General features: G+C 63.9%; 16 protein-coding genes and 1 pseudogene. 5 read left to right on the forward strand and 12 right to left on the reverse strand.

Translation table 11 applies throughout. From position 1 onward, the window contains the following. Position 1: 1 nt before the first annotated feature. Positions 2-1,192 (reverse strand): thiolase family protein, encoded by a 1,191-nt coding sequence (locus AC5Y49_RS04215; RefSeq protein ID WP_499884496.1) that lies wholly within the window; start codon positions 1,190-1,192, stop codon positions 2-4. A 97-nt stretch (positions 1,193-1,289) separates the two neighbouring features. On the opposite strand from AC5Y49_RS04215, the gene AC5Y49_RS04220 reads away from it, so the two are divergent. After that, positions 1,290-1,778, forward strand: a complete 489-nt coding sequence (locus AC5Y49_RS04220; RefSeq protein ID WP_499884497.1) for a winged helix-turn-helix transcriptional regulator — start codon at positions 1,290-1,292, stop codon at positions 1,776-1,778. Here AC5Y49_RS04220 and AC5Y49_RS04225 read toward each other — a convergent pair. Further along, positions 1,750-3,255 carry a coniferyl aldehyde dehydrogenase gene (locus tag AC5Y49_RS04225; RefSeq protein ID WP_499884498.1) on the reverse strand — a complete coding sequence of 502 codons (1,506 nt, stop codon included), beginning with the start codon at positions 3,253-3,255 and terminating at the stop codon, positions 1,750-1,752. The two genes, AC5Y49_RS04220 and AC5Y49_RS04225, sit on opposite strands and share 29 nt — an antisense overlap. Positions 3,256-3,343: 88 nt before the next feature. Here AC5Y49_RS04225 and AC5Y49_RS04230 point away from each other — a divergent pair, with 88 nt between their 5' ends. Together AC5Y49_RS04230 and AC5Y49_RS04235 are read left to right on the forward strand one after the other, a co-directional pair. Further along, entirely contained in the window at positions 3,344-4,552 is a 1,209-nt protein-coding gene (locus AC5Y49_RS04230) for a cytochrome P450 (protein WP_499884499.1), read from the forward strand. Between the two features lie 22 nt (positions 4,553-4,574). Further along, entirely contained in the window at positions 4,575-5,789 is a 1,215-nt protein-coding gene (locus tag AC5Y49_RS04235) for a CaiB/BaiF CoA transferase family protein (RefSeq protein WP_499884657.1), read from the forward strand. An 83-nt stretch (positions 5,790-5,872) separates the two neighbouring features. On the opposite strand, the gene AC5Y49_RS04240 is transcribed toward AC5Y49_RS04235, so the two are convergent. The 6 genes from AC5Y49_RS04240 to AC5Y49_RS04265 are packed head-to-tail and all read right to left on the reverse strand — an operon-like array spanning position 5,873 to position 12,641. Next, positions 5,873-7,057: an acyl-CoA dehydrogenase family protein gene (locus AC5Y49_RS04240; RefSeq protein ID WP_499884500.1), complete on the reverse strand. Its 1,185-nt coding sequence runs from the start codon at positions 7,055-7,057 to the stop codon at positions 5,873-5,875. Further along, a complete protein-coding gene (locus tag AC5Y49_RS04245) occupies positions 7,058-8,119 on the reverse strand; it encodes an acyl-CoA dehydrogenase family protein (protein ID WP_499884501.1) in 1,062 nt (353 codons plus the stop codon). It lies immediately after the preceding gene. A gap of 2 nt (positions 8,120-8,121) precedes the next feature. Next, positions 8,122-8,952, reverse strand: a complete 831-nt coding sequence (locus tag AC5Y49_RS04250; protein ID WP_499884502.1) for an amidohydrolase family protein — start codon at positions 8,950-8,952, stop codon at positions 8,122-8,124. Then, positions 8,949-10,586, reverse strand: coding sequence for an acyl-CoA synthetase (locus AC5Y49_RS04255; protein ID WP_499884503.1), 1,638 nt, complete (start codon positions 10,584-10,586; stop codon positions 8,949-8,951). Before AC5Y49_RS04255 ends, AC5Y49_RS04250 begins: the two co-directional genes overlap by 4 nt. A gap of 12 nt (positions 10,587-10,598) precedes the next feature. Continuing rightward, positions 10,599-11,801, reverse strand: a complete 1,203-nt coding sequence (locus AC5Y49_RS04260) for an amidohydrolase family protein (protein ID WP_499884504.1) — start codon at positions 11,799-11,801, stop codon at positions 10,599-10,601. A gap of 15 nt (positions 11,802-11,816) precedes the next feature. Continuing rightward, positions 11,817-12,641, reverse strand: coding sequence for an enoyl-CoA hydratase (locus AC5Y49_RS04265; RefSeq protein WP_499884505.1), 825 nt, complete (start codon positions 12,639-12,641; stop codon positions 11,817-11,819). 261 nt (positions 12,642-12,902) lie between these two features. On the opposite strand from AC5Y49_RS04265, the pseudogene AC5Y49_RS04270 reads away from it, so the two are divergent. After that, positions 12,903-13,196: pseudogene (locus tag AC5Y49_RS04270) on the forward strand (hypothetical protein); the annotation flags it as partial. Between the two features lie 234 nt (positions 13,197-13,430). On the opposite strand, the gene AC5Y49_RS04275 reads toward AC5Y49_RS04270, so the two are convergent. Further along, positions 13,431-14,438, reverse strand: a complete 1,008-nt coding sequence (locus AC5Y49_RS04275; protein ID WP_499884506.1) for a dihydrodipicolinate synthase family protein — start codon at positions 14,436-14,438, stop codon at positions 13,431-13,433. Positions 14,439-14,615: 177 nt separating this feature from the next. Here AC5Y49_RS04275 and AC5Y49_RS04280 point away from each other — a divergent pair, with 177 nt between their 5' ends. Continuing rightward, on the forward strand, positions 14,616-15,404 hold the full coding sequence (locus AC5Y49_RS04280) for a TetR/AcrR family transcriptional regulator (RefSeq protein ID WP_499884507.1): 789 nt from the start codon (positions 14,616-14,618) through the stop codon (positions 15,402-15,404). A gap of 13 nt (positions 15,405-15,417) precedes the next feature. Here the strand turns inward: AC5Y49_RS04280 and AC5Y49_RS04285 are convergent, their stop codons facing one another. The 3 genes from AC5Y49_RS04285 to AC5Y49_RS04295 are packed head-to-tail and all read right to left on the reverse strand — an operon-like array spanning position 15,418 to position 17,760. Continuing rightward, positions 15,418-16,287, reverse strand: a complete 870-nt coding sequence (locus AC5Y49_RS04285; protein ID WP_499884508.1) for an enoyl-CoA hydratase/isomerase family protein — start codon at positions 16,285-16,287, stop codon at positions 15,418-15,420. Beyond that, positions 16,284-17,093, reverse strand: coding sequence for a FadR/GntR family transcriptional regulator (locus AC5Y49_RS04290; RefSeq protein WP_499884509.1), 810 nt, complete (start codon positions 17,091-17,093; stop codon positions 16,284-16,286). Before AC5Y49_RS04290 ends, AC5Y49_RS04285 begins: the two co-directional genes overlap by 4 nt. Position 17,094: 1 nt before the next feature. Beyond that, entirely contained in the window at positions 17,095-17,760 is a 666-nt protein-coding gene (locus tag AC5Y49_RS04295; RefSeq protein WP_499884510.1) for a hotdog family protein, read from the reverse strand. Positions 17,761-17,777: the final 17 nt, after the last annotated feature.

Raw genomic sequence — 17,777 nt, forward strand, 5'->3', positions numbered from 1 at the left:
GTCACGTTTCGAGCCGCTCAATGATGGTGGCGTTGGCCATGCCGCCGCCCTCGCACATCGTCTGCAACCCATAGCGTTTGCCGTGCTGTTGCAGCGCGTTGACCAGTGTCGTCATGATGCGGGCACCGCTGGCGCCTAGCGGGTGGCCGAGTGCGATCGCACCGCCGTTGACGTTCGTCTTGGCGAGATCGGCTCCAGTGTCCTTCGCCCAGGCGAGCACGACGGGCGCGAATGCCTCGTTGACCTCGAACAGGTCGATATCGGGCAGGGTCAGCCCGGCGCGTCGCAACACCTTTTCAGTGGCTGGGATGACGCCGGTGAGCATGTAAAGCGGATCCGAACCGACCACTGTCGTGCTGTGGATCCGGGCCAGGGGCCGCAGGCCCAGTTTGGCAGCGGCCTCGCCGCTGGTGATCAGCACCGCGACGCTGCCGTCGGAAAGCGGTGACGAGTTGCCGGCCGTGATCTCCCAATTGATCTGCGGGAAACGGGCTTCGATGGCGGGGTCGTAGAACGACGGCTTGAGCGCGGCCAACGTCGTAACACTGGTGCCGGGACGAATAATCTCGTCGGTGGTCAGCCCGGCGATCGGGGCAAGCTCGTCGTCGAAGAGGCCGTCCTTGGTGGCGCGGGCGGCCTTCTCATGGCTGGCCGCGGAGAATTCATCGAGCTCACTGCGTGAGAAACCCCACCGGGCGGCGATCAGTTCGGCGCTGATCCCCTGCGGCACCAGCCCCTCGGCATAGCGCTGGGTCATCGCTTCGCCGAAGGGATTACTGCCCGGCAGCACCGAGCTGCCCATGGGAACGCGGCTCATCGATTCCACGCCTGCCGCGACGACGATGTCGTACGCGCCGGCAACCACGCCCTGGGCCGCAAAGCTGATCGCCTGCTGGCTGCTGCCGCATTGCCGGTCGACGGTGGTACCGGGAACCGAATCAGGAAAGCCGGCGCCCAGCAGGGCATTCCGGGCAATGTTGACAGCCTGGTCGCCCACCTGGGTGACGGCACCGGCGATGACGTCGTCGATCTGCGCCGGGTCGATGCCGGTGCGCTCCACCAGCTCACGCAGACTGTGCGCCAGCAGGTCGGCGGGCAGGACACCGTGCAGAGCCCCACCGGGCTTGCCTTTGCCGATCGGGGTGCGTACCGCGCCGACGATTACCGCGTCGCGGCCCTGATAAGCGGTCATCACTTCTCCTCGCGTTTAACGTCCTGAGTATCCTACGCTATACTCAGGTATACACTCCTAGGTACAGTAGAGGCAACCCAGGTTGGAGGTGAGTTAGATGACATTCCTGCAAGGGTCGCTCGTCGACCGCGAGGCTTGGTCCGCGGTCGGCGAGTGCCCGATTGAAAAGACCATGGGCGCCGTTGGAACCAAATCGGCGATGCTGATCATGCGCGAGGCCTACTACGGCACTACTCGCTTTGACGACTTCGCCCGCCGGGTGGGCATCACCAAGGCTGCGACCTCAGCTCGCTTGGCGGAACTGGTCGACCTTGGGTTGCTGGCCCGGCAGCCCTACCGCGAGCCCGGTCAGCGCAGTCGCGACGAGTACGTCCTCACTGAAGCCGGCAGGGATTTCATGCCGGTGGTCTGGGCGATGTTCCAGTGGGGGCAACGCCACCTGCCAAACCGCGCCCGGCTCCGCCTCACCCATCTGGGCTGCGGCGCCGAGGCCGCAGTCGAAATCCGCTGCACCGAAGAGCATCACGTACCCCCGGACGAGCTCGGTGCACGACTGGTCAGGCCGAGGGACCACCGCGGCGCTTGAGCCGCCGACGGGTGCGCATCCGGGCGAACCGCATCGCCGCATTGGCGCCGAGCCGCAACGGCATGCCGAACGGCGGGGCCGCAGTTCCGGTGATGCTGAACGGCAGATCGTTGCCGACCACGGTGCGGTAGTGACTGAACGTGTCGAAGCCAGCCTTGCCGTGGTAAGCACCCATCCCGCTGCGGCCCACTCCCCCGAATGGCGCCGCTGACGGAATCATTTGCGCGGCAAAGTCGTTACGCGCAACGCCGCCGCTGCGAGTGTTGCGGAGGAAGGTTCGGAAATCGTCGTCGTCGGGACCGTACCAGTAGGCCACCAGCGGCGCCGGCCGTTGGTTGATGTAGTCAATGGCCTCACCCAGCTCGGAATAACCCTTGACGGCAAGCACCGGGCCGAAAATTTCCTCGTGCGCAATCTTCATGCGGTCGTCGATGCCGCGCACGATGGTGGGCCCGATCTTGCGAGTCGCCCGGTCGGGTAATGACTCATCCTCGGGGGCAATCGTTTCCACATGCGCCCCGCGGTTTCGTGCATCCTCGATGAGCCCTACGACCCTGTCGAAATTGGCTTGGTTGACGCTCGAGCAATAGTCGTCGTTGGTGACGATGCTCGGGAACATGCCGCGCAGCGTCTCGCGCGCGGTATCGACGAATGCCGCGATCCGGTCGTCGGGCACCAACACGTAATCGGGGCAGACGCACACCTGGCCGCCGTTGACCATCCGGCCCTGCGCGATGCGGGCCGCCGAGCGCCGGACATCGGCGCCCGGTGCGACGACCACCGGGTTCTTGCCCCCGAGCTCCAGGGTCACCGGCACCAGATTTCGTGCGGCCGCTTGCTGCACCAGCGCGCCCACGGACGGCGAACCGGTGAAGAACAGATGATCGAACGGCAATGCGGAGAAGGCGGCCGCAACTTCTGGACCGCCGGTCACAACGTCGAGTTCGGCCGGGTCGAGGTATCTCGGTGCGGTGGCCTTCATCAATTCCGCGGTGTGTGCGGTGATCTCCGACATCTTGATCATCACCCGATTACCGGCCGCGAACGCCGCTGATGCCGGCAGCACCACCAGGTTGACCGGGAAGTTCCATGGTCCGATGATGCCGACGACACCCAGTGGGGTGGGCTGCACCTCCGCTCGCAACCCGGATATCCGTGCGGCCCGCATCAGTTTGGCTGGGCACATCCATTGCGCCACATGGCTTCTGGTGTGCTCGACAACCGAGATGATGCCGACGATTTCGGTGAACAACGATGCCGCCTTGGACCGGGTGCCGTAATCGGCGGCCATGGCGTCGATGAACGCGTCGCTGTTGTCCAGCAGCAACGCCATCAGCCGATCGATCCGGTTACGCCGCACAGCGACGCTGGGCGGCCCTTCGGCCAGGAATGCTCGCCGCTGGCTTTCCAGGATCGCCGGTAGCCCGGCCTGATGCTGCGCTGCGGAGTTGCCGATCCGTTCGTCGACTGAGCTCATGGCTTCAGAGCTTACGACAGTCGCCCGCTCTGACGTAGTCTACTGTAATATTTACAGTACGAGCGTTTGGCCGAGGCGGAGAGCAGCTGTGGAAAGTCAACTTCACGAGGCGGTCGCCGTCGACAAGCCTGCCGGCTACCTCCGTGACCCATACCCGTACTTTCTCCGGCAGCGTCAAGAGGCCGGGGTTTTCGCCGGAACGGTGATGGATTACTCCAAGACTCCCGATTCGCTACGGCCAAAGCGGTCCTTCGCCGCGATGTCCTTCGACGCGGTGAACAAGGCATTCCGCAACGGGCAAGTGTTCAGTTCGGCAATGTACGACACGACCATTGGTTTATTCATGGGTCCGACCATCCTGGCAATGGGGGGCAAGAAGCACCGCGACCACCGGAATCTGGTTTCAGCGGCATTCAAGTCCAAGAACCTCGCACGCTGGGAGCCCACGATCGTGCGGCCGATCTGCAATGCGCTCATCGAAGAATTCATCGACGCCGGCGAAGCCGACCTCGTCGGGCAGTTCACGTTCGAATTTCCCACCCGGGTCATCGCTAAGCTTTTGGGCTTGCCGGAGGCAGACCTGCCGATGTTTCACCGACGCGCGGTCGAACTGATCAGCTACACCGTCAACTACGAACGCGCCTTCGAGGCGTCGACGGCGTTGAAGGATTACTTCATCGAGCAGATCGAACAACGCAAAGCCAAGCCGACCGACGACATCATCGGCGACCTGGTCACCGCAGAGATCGACGGCGAAAAGCTCAGTGACGAAGCCATCTACTCGTTTCTGAGGTTGCTGCTGCCCGCTGGGCTGGAAACCACCTATCGCTCCTCGGGAAACCTGCTGTTCCTGTTGCTCACCCACCCAGAGCAGTTCGCCGCGGTGCAGGCGGACCGCGAGTTGATCCCGAAGGCGATCGAGGAGGGTCTTCGCTTCGAAACACCGCTGACCACCGTGCAGCGGTTCACCAGCGAAGACACTGAACTGGACGGGGTCAAAATACCCGCGCGATCGGTCGTCGACGTGTGCATCGGTTCGGCAAACCGGGACGAACACCGCTGGGAGCGCCCCGAAAAGTTCGACATTTTTCGCCCACACATGCCGCACATCTCTTTCGCCGCAGGTGAACATACCTGCCTGGGTCTGCATCTGGCACGGATGGAAACGCGAGTTGCATTGGAATGCCTGCTGAACCGGGCGACCGACATCACGCTCGTCGTCGACGACGATCCACACATCCACGGCCAGCCGTTCCGTTCGCCCACCGCTCTTCCGGTGACCTTCGATGCCAAGTAACGTGCCGAAAATGGTCAAGGTCATGGAGGGCTTCCGGGTCCTGGAAGTTGCGCAGTTCACGTTCGTGCCGGCGGCCGGCGCCATCCTCGCCGACTGGGGCGCCGACGTCATCAAGGTCGAGCACCCGGTGCGCGGTGACACCCAGCGCGGCTTCCTGAATATGGGTGGTATCCAAATCGACCCGGACCGGCATCCATTGATGGAACATCCCAATCGGGGCAAGCGCAGCGTCGGAATTGACGTCTCCACGCCGGGCGGCCAGGAAGTGCTCTATGAACTGGCAAAGATTTCCGACGTTTTCCTGACTAACTACATGCCCGCGCAGCGGGAGAAGAACAAGTTCGATGTGGCGCACATTCGCGCGGCGAACCCCAACATTGTGTATGCCCGCGGTTCGGCATACGGCGACAAGGGGACCGAGCGTGACGTCGGCGGCTATGACGGGACGGCATTCTGGACACGTAGCGGGGTTGGATACGCACTGACGCCAGAGGAACTGGGTGGCGCTCTGGGACAGGGTATTCCGGCCTTTGGCGATTCCATCGGCGGCATGTTCATTGCCGGCGGTATCTCGGCCGCGTTGCTGCATCGTGAGCGGACCGGCGAAGCTTTGGAGTTGGACGTGTCGTTGCTGAGCACGGCCTGGTGGGCCGCGGGCGCGAGTGTGACACAAGGTATGGAAACCGGAGAGGTGATGCGTAGCCCCATGCCGGGATCTGCCGCGCCGTCGGTGAATCCCTTCATGGGCAACTACCTGACTTCTGACGGCGGCACGATCAACCTGTGCATCATCAGTCCGACCGGTTTGATCCGCGACACTTTTGAGCACCTTGGCCTCCCGGAGGCGGCTGATGATCCCCGCTTCGCGGATGTGCTTCCACTGATACAAAACGCCGATGCGGCCACCCAACTCATAACGAAGGCCTTCGCCGGGAAGACTTTTGACTACTGGCGACAGCACCTGAAAACGATGAAAGGCCAGTGGGCGCCATTCCAAAGCCTCATTGATCTTGCCGCCGATGAGCAGGCGATCGCCAACGACATGGTGGCCGACGTCGAATTGGCCAGCGGTGGAAAGCCGTTCAAAGTCGTTCGCGGGCCGGTGCAGTTCAACCATGAGCCGCTGGTGACGACGCGGGCCCCGCAGGCGTCGGAGCACACCGAGATCGTGCTGATGGAGGTCGGGATGGATTGGGAGCGCATCGCCGAACTCAAGGAGTCAGGCGCGATCGCGTGACCGCCTTTCGCGGCGACCGTGCGTAAACCCGGGGATTAGCTCGGCGTGTCGGCCGGGGACACGCACGCTCGCGCCAGACGGGGTTACGACGCTCCGTAGCTTGGCCGGCCCAGGCCGAGGACGTGCTGGGCGATCATGTTGCGGAACACCTCCAGCGTGCCGCCGTAGATACCGACCAGCGGTGCGAACCGGTACACGTATTCGGCGGCGCCGTCGTCGGCGGCCCGGTCCGTACCGATCGGCAGTGACGCTGCGGTACCCAGGATGTCCATCAGGTCTGGCGAGATGTCGCGCATGGTCTGGGCGAGTGCCACGCGTCCGAAGATGCTCGGTGCGCTCAGCGCCGCCTCCATGCGTGCGGCGCTACGGCCCAGCCGGTATGCCACCGAGCGATCGTCGATCAGACTGCGCCCGTTGGGATCCTGCTCGGCGGTCTTGCCGGCGGCTTTGTCGAGGGCGTCGGCCATGAAACCGGCCTGGTGCATCATGATCGACACGTCCTGCAATCCATCGGGCGCCGCCGCCACCGCGCCGTGCTCGACGTTCAGCGGTTCCCGCAGCACCGTCCACCCGCCATTGACATCGCCGAGCCGGTACTTGTCGTCGACGCGCACATCGCTGTAGTAGACGATGTTGGTGCGGTCCCCGTCGACGGTTCGGATGCCCTGGATTTCGATACCCGGCGTATTGAGCGGAACCAGAAACATCGTCAGGCTTTTGTGTTTCGGCGCTTCCGGATCGGTGTTGGTGATGAGGAAGACGTACTGGCAGTTGTGTGCACCGGTGGTGAACATCTTGGAGCCGTTAATGACCCAGCTCGACCCATCTGCCTCCCGCACCGCGCGGGTCTTGCAGGTGGCCACGTCGGAACCACCCTCGGGTTCGGTGTAGCCCAGGCATAGCCGGACATGCCCGCTGAACACCCCGGGCAGTACCTCATCGCGCAGTTCCGCAGAGCCGTACGTCGCCACCGACCGAGCCACCATGGACGTGGTGCCCCAGGTTACCCACGGCACGTGGGCACGTCGCTTCTCCAGCTCCCAGATCCGGCGTTGCACCCTGCTGAAACCGCCCTCGGTATGCGGCTTCCATTCGCGTTCGAGGTAGCCGGCGGCACCGAGAGCCAGGTGCACGCCTCCGTCGAAGTTGTCACCGGTTTCTCGGTCGCGGCGTTTGACGTCTTCAGTCACATGTGTACGCAGGAAATCGCGGGCTTCGTCGAGGAAGGCCTGGTCGTTGTCGGTCAACGTGACTCGAGAGAAATCCATTTATGCCTCCTTCCCGGAACGGCTTTCACGTGCGGCAACCAGCTCACCGATGTAGGTGGCGCTGGCGCCGGGGTCCCCGCCCGCCAGTGCCCACCCGCGGGCACGCACCAGATAGGCGGTCGCCGCCGCCTCCGCAGAAACCCCGAGGCCGCCTTGGATGTGCACCGCCATCGTCGCGGCTTTGGCCGCCTCCTCGGCCATGAACACAAACGCCGACGGCGCTAACTCCGGGCGCTCGTCGGGCTCGTTGTCCAAGAACCAGGCCGCGCGCCGTGCCAGATTGCGGCCCGCCTGCACGGTGATCGCGATGTTCGCCAGCGGATGTGAGATGCCCTGCAGGGTCGAGATCGGGACACCGAGCGTATAGCGGGACTTGGCGAATTCTGCTGCGATGTTCATCGTCTCCTCGACCAGACCGACCAGAGCCGCAGCCATCAAAAGCCGCCACTCATCAAGGGCCCGCTGGTATTCGGCCAACGCGCGCGGCCCGCTGGCAAGGACGGTGCGGCTATCCGCGGCGGCCGGGTCGACCCACGCCATCGGCAGCTGCCCGATGTTGTCCACCTTTGGCGGGCGAGTGGCAAACGAGAGGAGCACGACGGCCCCATCTCCCCTACCCTCCCGCATGATGATCTGGTCGGCGATCGACCCCGTCGGGATGAGCCGCGCTCCGGAGCGGCTGTCGTGCTGTGGGTCCAACGCCGCGAGTTGCCGACCGGTGACGACATCGGGTTCGGCTGCATCCAATCGGGCCAGCAGCCGGGCCGCGCAGACTTGATCGATCCACGGCACCGGCGCCAGCGAGCGGCCGATCTCCTCGGCCACCAACGTCAGATCGACCAGTGTCGCTCCGTCGCCGCCGACGGCTTCCGGCAGCGCCATGGTCGTTGCACCCATGGCGCACAACCGCTCCCACAGGCTCTTGTCGAATCCGGTTTCCTCGGCGGCGCGCACCGCTTCGATCGAGCAGTGGGCTTTGAAGAAGTCCTTGTACGCGGTCTGCAAGGCCTGATGATCCTCGGTCAGGCTGTAGTCGAACCTGCGCAGTTCGTAGCGGTCCATGGTCAGCGCTCCTCCTGGCCACCGAAGAAGAACTCGTGTGCATTGTTGTAGAGGTAGTTCTCGAGCACCTCGCCCGGCAGATCTAACGCGAGAGCCTCGGGGACGACGCGGCGCATCTTGAGCACCGGCCAGTCCGAGCCGAAGATCACCTTGCCGGCTCCGCGAGTCCGCATGTAGTGCAACAGGCTCTCGGGCAGCCGCTTCGGCGACCACGCCGACGTCATCAGCCGCAGATTGGCGTATTTGATCAGCAGCCGGATCGCGATGTCCCACCACGGGTCAGCGCCGTGAATCATGCACAGCTTGAGTTCGGGGAAACGTACGCACACCCGGTCGAGATGCATCGGGTTCTGCACCTCTCCGGGGATCGGCGGCCCGGGGATACCGGTGTTGATGCACAGCGGAAGCTCCAGCTCAGCGCACTTCGTGTACAGCGGGTAGTAGACGGCATCACTCGGCGGATACTGCCCATCGCCCCAGAAGCTGGGTCCAACAGCGGTATACGCGACCGGTAGGTCGGCAACGACGGCACCCAGTTCGCGCAGCGACGGAATCGGCCGCAGCAGGTTGACGCCGCCGATCGCCAGCGCGAACCGATCCGGCTTGTCTTCGGCGAACTTGCGCGCGGTGGTCGACGGCTTGGCCAAGTTGTCCATCAGGATGGCTTTGGCGACACCCTGCTCGTCCATTTCGTCGAGCAACTCCGACAACTCGACCGGCGCGAACATCGACTCCGGGCCTTTGAAGTAGTCGTCGCGGACCTTGAGCATCCACGTCGGCTGCTTCTCGGTCTCCCCGAAGTGAACATTGACGAGGCAATCGATCGCTTTCATGTCGGCAGCCCAGCCCTTTCTACATCCGGCTCGGTCGCCCGACCTTTCGCCCAACGGTAATCGGCCTTTCCGTTGCCCAACCGCTGGACGCACTCGACGAAGATGAACTCCTTGGGCGCTTTGAACCGCGCCAGCTGCGACGTGCAATGGCTGTGCAGCGTCTCATGGGCCGCCTCAGCTCTGGCCCGCAGTTGCACCAGGGCGACGAGTTCCTCGCCCCAGCGGTTGCTGGGACGACCCACCACCAACGCGTCGGCGATCGCTGGGTGCGCGCGCAGCACTTCTTCGACCTCCTCGACGAAAACCTTTTCACCACCAGTGTTGACCACCAACGAGTCGCGGCCGAATAACCGCAACGTGCCGTCCTCCTCCAAAGCAGCACGATCACCCGATATCACCACCCGCTTACCGCCGACCTCGGGAAAGGTCTTCCGGGTAGCGCCGGGATCGTCGAAGTAGCCCAACGGAATTCGCCCTTCCCGGGCGACCCATCCCACCCCGGGCTCACCGGCCGCAACGAAGTGGCTGTAGTCCTCGGACAGCACCAGCCCACCCTCGCGCAGTATGAAGGTGTCGGTTCGAGTGTCGCGCCTGCTGTGCCCGAACCCCATGTTCCCGGTTTCCGACGAGCCGTATCCGTTGATGAGCGTGATCTGGGGCAGCAATTCCAGCAGCGCCCGTTGGTATTGCGGATTGGTTGCCGCGCCGCCGGTTCCGATCGCATACAGCGACGACAAGTCGTAGCAGCCCTGCCGTAGCTCGTCGACCAGCGGCGCGGCATAGGCGTCGCCGACCATGGTCATCAGACCGACCTTCTCGCGTTCGGCGGTCTGCCAGACCGAACGCGGGTCGAGTTTCTTTCCGGTGTCGTAGAGCACCACAGTGGTGCCGGCCATGATCGCCGAGAAGGCCGTCCACATCCCGGCCGCGTGCATCAACGGTGAGACGGCAAACCACGGCGCCCCGGCCGGACCACGCACTTTGTCGTGGATCTCGTGGACGGAGTCGTGATCGGCGCCCACCATCGACGACACGTAGATGTCGGACTGTCGCCAGAGCACCCCCTTGGGGCGACCGGTGGTGCCGCCGGTGCAGATCATCAGCAGATCATCCGGCGACACCGTCACATTCTGATCAGTGTCGCCTTGTGCCAGTGCATCATCCAGCGGGACCGCACCGGGCAGTTGTGGCGCCGCGCTGCCGTCGTCGACCGACACCAGCACCTCTGCACCGTCCGGTGGCAGCACTCCGGCGAACTTGGCGCCGAGTGCGCGGTGGTAGATGACCGCACTGGGCCGCAGGTATTCCAGCAGCTCGTGGACCTCGCGCGGCGTGTAGTTGTAGTTGACGTTGACCGGAACGGTGCGGGCCTTGAGGCACCCGATCACCATGTCGGTGTAGAGGTCGTTGTGCATGACCAGCGCAACACGGTCTTGCCCGCATTCCCAATTGCGCAGGCTGTCCCGTTCCCGGTGGGCGCCAAGACCTCGACCGGCAAGGAAGTTCGCGAGCCGACGGGTGCGATCCGCGGACTCGGCGAAGGTGCTGCGGCGGCCCCCACAGACCGTCATCGTCCGGTCGCCAATGACGTCGGCGATCGCGTCCAGAACCGCGCCTATGGTCCATTCGCTCATGCGCGTGATCGGCTACGCTGCCGACCCAACCGTTATTCCGAGCAAATCCAAGGCGTTGTCCCGCATGATCTTTCGGATATCACCGTCGCTGAAGCCGGCCAGTTCTTCGGTGAACGATAGCGGCGATTCCAGGCCTTCCCCGTGCGGCCAGTCACTGCCGAACAGAATCTTGTCCACCCCGATGGTGTCGGCCAACAGCGGCACATCATCCTCGTAGTACGGAGCAATCCAGACGTTGTTGCGCAACTGCTCCACCGGGTCCTCCGGGAAATAACGCGGTTGGTTATTGGCGGCCTTCTTGAGCCGCTTGATCAGCCGGTACACGAAGTACGAGCCGTTCTCGATGCTGACCGCCTTCAGCTTCGGGTGCCGGGTGAATACCCCGTGCACGATCATCGAGGCCATGGTGTCGTGGATTGCGCGGTCGTCGAGCAGCACCGTATCCAGCGGATCTTTGGCGCCGAACCCCTCGAAGGTCGCCTTGCCGCCCCACAGCGCGGCGATCGCCAGATAGCCGCTGTCGCTCAGGTGAAAGCCCACCGGCACACCGGCCTCCGCCAACCGGGCCCACACCGGGTCGTGGCTGCGATCACCCAGCGAGCGCGGCTTCACCACCCCGGGTACCGGCGCCGGCCGCACAAGCACCATCTTGGCGCCGCGCGCCAGCACGAACTCGACTTCCTCGACGGCCTTGTCTGGATCGGCCAGCGAGATGATCGGAGCCGCGACGATGCGGTGATCGGGCCGGTCGAACCCCCAGTCCTCGTCGAGCCACAGGTTGAACGCGTGGACCGAGGCCATCGTCGCTTCGATGTCGTGTTTGAGCGCTTCTTCGACACCGCACGCGAAAGTGGGCAGCATGAAGACCGTTTCGATGCCCTGGGTGTCCATCACCGCGATACGCGCACTGCGGTTCTGGTACTCCGGGTGCTCGGCGAGCCGCTCGACTTTCATCAGCGACGCCGGATCTACACCTTCCGGAATCTCCCCGCGGAACAACAGATCCAGGCAGCCGGGCACGATGATCGGGTCGAACGTGACGTTGGGAATGAAGTGGTTGATGCGCTCACCCATCAACGCCCAGGTGCGCTTACCGTCGCTGACCATTTGCACACCCCGGCGCCTGAACTCCTTGTCCAAGTGCCGGGTGAACGAGTCGAGCGGCTCGTAGTAGTGGTTGTCGACGTCAATGGCTTGGTAGCCCAACGTGGTCATGATGATCCTCTCGGCTCAGGTCGCCAGCGGCGGGAACTTCGGCGGCCGCTTCTCCAGAAAACTGGTGATGCCTTCGATGACGTCGGGCCGTAACAGTGACTCGTGCATCAGCGTTTCCGCACGCGCACTGACGTCGGCCACGTCGCGCAGTGCGTCTCCGTAGGCCTGCTGCTTGATCACCGCCAGCGACGCCGGTGAACAGTTGCGCGCGATGTCTTCGGCGTACTCCATGACGCGTGCCATCAACTGTTCGGGTGCGACCACTTCCTTGACCAATCCGAGTTCGTGGGCCTCTTCAGCGTAAAACGTCCGTCCGCTCAGCAGCAGATCCATGGTCACGCCCCAGCCCGCGAGCCGCGGCAGGATCCAGGTGATGCCGTATTCGCCGATCAGTCCGCGGCGCGTGAACGCCGTAGCGAACTTGGCGCCGGCAGCCGCGAACCGGATGTCGCACATCAGGGCATGGGTCAGGCCGATTCCAACGCACGCGCCGTTGACCGCAGCGATGACGGGCTTGCGCAGCGCGGTGAGGAAGTGCGGGTAGCGTTCGCCGACCAACGCAGTGACGTCGACGTCGCGCTCGCCCAGCTTTTCGTCGATGGATCCGGCGCCGCCCAGATCCGCGCCGGCACAAAATCCCTTGCCGTTGCCGGTCAGCACGATCACCCGCACCGCGGGATCGGCGTCGGCGCGGTCCATGCATGCGTAGAAGCGCGACGAGATGTCAGGCCCCCAGGCGTTGAGCCGTTTCGGGCGATTCAGCGTCACGACCGCGAGACCACTCGGGGTCGCCTCGTACAGCACCGCGTCGGCGGTGGCCACATCGTCGGCCGTACTCACATGACGCTCCTGTCGCCCAGTGGCCAGTTATGACACGCGAAAGTACCGACGGCGTGTGCTAGGTGGCCACTCGCGGCCGTCTGACAAAGCTATTACTCATACTGTATACCTTTCGATATCGCGATCTCGCAAGTTGCGGCAGACCCCGATGAACCGACCGTTGCTGGTCAGAGGTCAGGTTTGGATCAGCACCGGAAAGCGCCACGTGAACCGGCATCCGAGTGACTAGCAGCGCTGGTCAAACTCGGTAAGCTCACCAACATGTCGCCCGACAATCTGGAAGCCCGTGTGACCAAGTTGGAGTCTCAGGTACACCATCTCGCCGCGCGGGTAGGGGCAAGCGAACAAGATGCTGCCGCTGCACGAGTCCTCGCAGGCGCAGCCGACCGCGATGTCACAGAGTTCCGCGACGAACTGCGCGACTTCCGGCGAGCCACCACTACCAGCTTCAACGCTGTACGGGAAGACCTCACCGACCTGCGGGAGTATGTCGACACGCGGTTCGACCAAGTCGACGAGCGATTCGGCCAAATCGACCAGCGCTTCAACCAAGTCGACACCCGGTTCGGCCAAGTCGAGCAGCGATTCAACCAAGTCGACGAGCGATTCAACCAAGTCGATGAGCGCTTCAACCAAGTCGATGAGCGCTTCAACCAAGTCGACCAGCGATTCAACCAAGTCGACAACGGATTCATCGGGATTCGCGGCAGGCTTGACGCGGCGGCCGCCGGCCAGCAACACATCGTCGAACTTCTCGAAAGGCTCATCGCCGACCAGGGCTGAGTAGGCCTATATCTGAATGAATCCGAGTCGGCGATAGGCGTTTTCGATCTGGTCCTTGCCCTCGGGCGGCAACTGGGCTTGCGGCGGACGCGAATGCGGGTAGCTGCCCACCGGAAGCCCGAGCAACGACGCGGCGTACTTGAATGCGCCGCCCCAATGGGTGAAGTAATCGGATCGGCCCGGATAGCAGGTGAACCAGGAACCCAGGTCGATGTCGAACTCGTCCAGACCCGAATCACGCCCGTAGTCCATCGCCTCCATGAGCTTGTCGTTGACGATCAGCTCCCAATACTCCGACAGCAACCGCCGCTGCGGCGTCTCGAACAGGTAGCCGGCAGTGCCCAATTGCGCCGGGCACACGATCCCGTCGCGCAGCCAGCCGGCCCGGTAGACCGTTTTGTCGCATTCCCACAGCACCAGACCAGGCGCCAGCTCGTGCAGCAGTCGACTCGCGGCGGGCCGGAAGGCGCCTTCCTTCGTCGCGCATACCGCGGGGACTTCGTGGTAAATGCGCGCGCTCTCGGCCGGGCTCAACACATAGCCCGAGGACGGCGAATTGAACATACCCAGCGCGATGTCGGTGCGCTCACCGATGTATCTGAAGAACCGCAGCACTCCCTCGCCGCCGTGCGCCTCCATCATCGGGGTCTGGATGTAGGCGATGTCGGCGCCGGCGAGCTGCGCGTGCAGCGTCAGGTCCAGACAGTCCTTGGCCGACATGGCTGCGGTGCAGGCCTGTACGACGACGTCCGGGTTGACGGCCCTGGCTTCTTCGATCGCCGCCTCCAGCAACCGCTTACGCTCGTCGACCGTCAGCGACCAGAACTCGGCGATACCGCTGGTGCACCACAACAGCGGATGCCCGAGATCGTCCACGCAATAGCGGACCAGTGTCCGATACGCAGCCCAGTCGATATCGTCGCCGTCGGTGCCGCAAAACGGTGTGTAGAGCGAGTCGCCGATTCCGCGCAATGCACCGCGCGCCCATACGCGTGCCTCGCCAGCCGTTGCCACGATTTACTCCTTGCGCAGCCCCAGATCCATCGCGTATCAAAACCCCTACGATAGGCATTACAGTAGTAGATCGTAACGGCGGCGCGGCTACAACGATGCGGTTCGGTGAGCAAACTGCCGGTAAATTCGAGCCTGACGGCCGCGCAGGCCGGGACAGCATGCGCAGCAGCGAACTTGATGGAGGTGCCCGTAGTGGCAAAGCAAGCGGCCGCGGTGAAGCGTCAGCGACGTGAACGCGGGTCCATCAATCCCGATGACATCATCAGCGGCGCGTTCGAGCTCGCCGAGGAGGTGTCGATCGACAACCTGAGCATGCCGTTGCTCGGCAAGCATCTCGGCGTGGGGGTCACCAGCATCTACTGGTACTTCCGTAAGAAAGACGATCTGCTCAACGCGATGACCGACCGCGCCTTGCGCAAGTACGTGTTCGCCACGCCGTACGTCGAAGCCAGCGATTGGCGCGAGTCGTTGCGTAATCACGCGCTTTCGATGCGGGAAGCGTTCATGGGCAACCCGATACTGTGCGACTTGATCCTGATCAGATCGGCGCTCAGTCCCAAAGCGGCGCGAATGGGTGTTCAGCAGATCGAGAAGGCAATCGCGGGTCTGGTGGAGGCCGGCTTGTCGCCGGAGGATGCCTTCGACACGTACTCGGCGGTGTCGGTTCATGTCCGGGGATCGGTGGTGCTGCATCGGCTGCACGAGAAAAACGCGGCGACCGAGAACGGAGCGCGCACGATCGAGGACTCGATGATCATCGATGCCGAAACGACGCCGTTGCTTGCCCAAATGACGGCCAGGGGCCACCACATCGGGACACCCGACGACAGCAATTTCGAGTACGGCCTGGACTGCATCCTGGATCATGCCAGCCGGTTGATGGAGCAGGGCGCCAAGTCGACGCCTCGCCAGCAGAAGGCAACCAAGTCGGCAAAACCCCGAGGACGGGCGAAGGCCGCTCGCTAGCGCGCGGAACGCCTTACGGCGCTTCGGGTTCCGGTACGTCGAAATGTTCGTCGCGGAGCCGGAAAGCCTCCTTCGTCCCGTGCTGGGCGCGGGTTTTGACGAAGTTGAATTCGCCCGGCGCGAACTGGAGGTTCGTCCCGAATGCGTGGAATAGGTAGCTCGCGACTTCCTCACCTTGGTAGGCCTGGCTCTGTTCGACGAGCCGGAACGCTTCCTTGGCGATGACAACACCGTCGGCCGGCATTTTCGCCGCCTTCTCCGCCCAGTACCGGGCCCGGGCGGTGACCATGCCGGGATCGCAAGTGTCGGTGAAGATTCCGAGGTGCTCAACGGCCCCGGCCTCGATGATGTCGCCGGTCAGCAACAGCCGCCGGGCCAGCACCGGGCCCAGCCGATGAAAGAACATGTGCAGGCTGCCCAGCGCCGGACCTAAAAAGCGGGTGGCCGGCATGCCGATCTTAGTGTTGCGCGCGATTACCGAAATGTCGGTCATCAGAGCCATCTCGAACCCGCCGCCGAGCGCGTACCCGCTGATCTCCCCGACCGTAACCTTCGGAAAGCCCATCAGGTTGTGGTAGAAGCCGAATGACCTGCGGTCCACCGTGAGTCGACGACGCTGACTGGGTCGAGCCTTGGATCCTTGCTCGCCGTACCAGCCGTAGGCATTGTTCATATCCGCGCCGGTGCTGAAGACTCCGTCTGCGCCGCGCAGCAGCACCACAGTGAGATCGTCGTTGTCGGCGACCCGGTCCAGAAATCGGGCCACGGCTGCACGCATGGCGGCGTCGTAGGAATTGCGTTGCGCGGGGTTGTTCAACGTGATGGTCGCGATTCGCTTTTCCGGATCGACGTCGAAAAGGACCCGATCGTCCGAGTCTGTCATCTGTCGGACTCCTTCCTGCGTGATGGCCACCCGTTGTTGCCGGACCTCGACATTCTCTTCGCCTCAATGGTTTTGTCGGTGCCGAAGGCAAGCGTGTTGCGCCGCGCTGCCGCCAGGTGATCTTGTGCGAGCCGGACCGCACGTGCGACATTGCCGTCGCGGATGGCGTCGAGCAGGCGCTGATGGTCGCGCAGTGCGGCGCGCCGGGTCTTGCCCGCCATCGGCGCGGGGTCGCCGTCGTCGCTCCATACCGATGACTCGTGCGCAGACCAGACCAGCTCCAGCGAGCCGATCAGCAGGATCATCGATTGGTTGCCGCATCGAGAGACCAACGTTTCGTGGAAGCGCCGGGCATTCGGCACGTACTGGCTCGCGTCATCGAACCGCGTTGTCTGGCTGTCGACTTCGGCTTGCAGGTAAGGCACTACTTCCGTCATTCGATCTTCGCGGGCGGCGCACATCCCGGCGCAGATCGGCTCGAGATGCAGCAGCGCTTCGCTGACGTCGGACGGTGTGGCGGCCCGCGCCTGCAGAACCATGCTGATCATGTGCGCGGTCCGTTCGGCCGTCGGCGCATGAACGACTGCTCCGCCGACATTGCCGCGACGCACAGAGATCAGGCCGTCGGTCTCGAGAAGGTGGATCGCCTCCCGTAACGCCGGTGGGCTCACGCCGAACTCACCGAACAGACTCTCCTGCGACGGCAAGACGTCGCCTTCCTTCAACCGCCCGGACAGGATGTCCTCGCGCAGCCGTGATGCCACGATTTCGGCGACGCGTGGTTGGCGAATCCGCTGCACCACCACGTCAGGCCTGCTCAGCTCGCCGCTTGCCGAATCGGTGCCCGGTCAACTTGTCCGGGGGCATTGCCAGTGTGCTCGCTTCGCCGATGCACAGCACCTCGTCGTCCAGCAGCAGCCGGGCCGTCGACGTGATGCCCCGATCAATCTGGGACCTGGTGATATCGAAGCGCAGTTCGGTGAGGATCGGTGTCGGCCGGCGAAACGTCACGCTGAGTGATCGCGTCTTGCCCGACAGGCCGCTAACGCAGTTCTGGTGCTGGGTGACACAGTCGAAGAAGACGCCGAGAAAACCGCCATGCACCAACCCAGGTGGGCCCTCGTACACCAGTGGAAAGGTGACTCGCCCCGACGCTGTGTCGGTCTCGAGCCGATCGAAGCAGTATTCGGGGAAGCACGGGTTGAACGCGCCGATGTCGGTGGCGTGATCGAGATACACCCGGCGGGTGCCGTCGTCGTCCCCGATCCGCGGCGCGCTATCCGGCGAAGCGACTGCCGAGAGCTCACGTTCCCATTCGGCGCATTGTGCAATCATGGCGTCGACCGTCGGGTGGGAGTTCTCCAACGACAGCAGCAGCGAGCCGAGCCGCCGGATAACGCCCGCAGCGGCGACAGTCTGGGCCAGCGGCTGTTCGCCAAACCGGGCACCTTCGGGGCCGCTGCCCTGCGCCATCGCGTCCTCTTCCGGTG

Source organism: Mycobacterium sp. NGS62, from assembly GCF_059812285.1.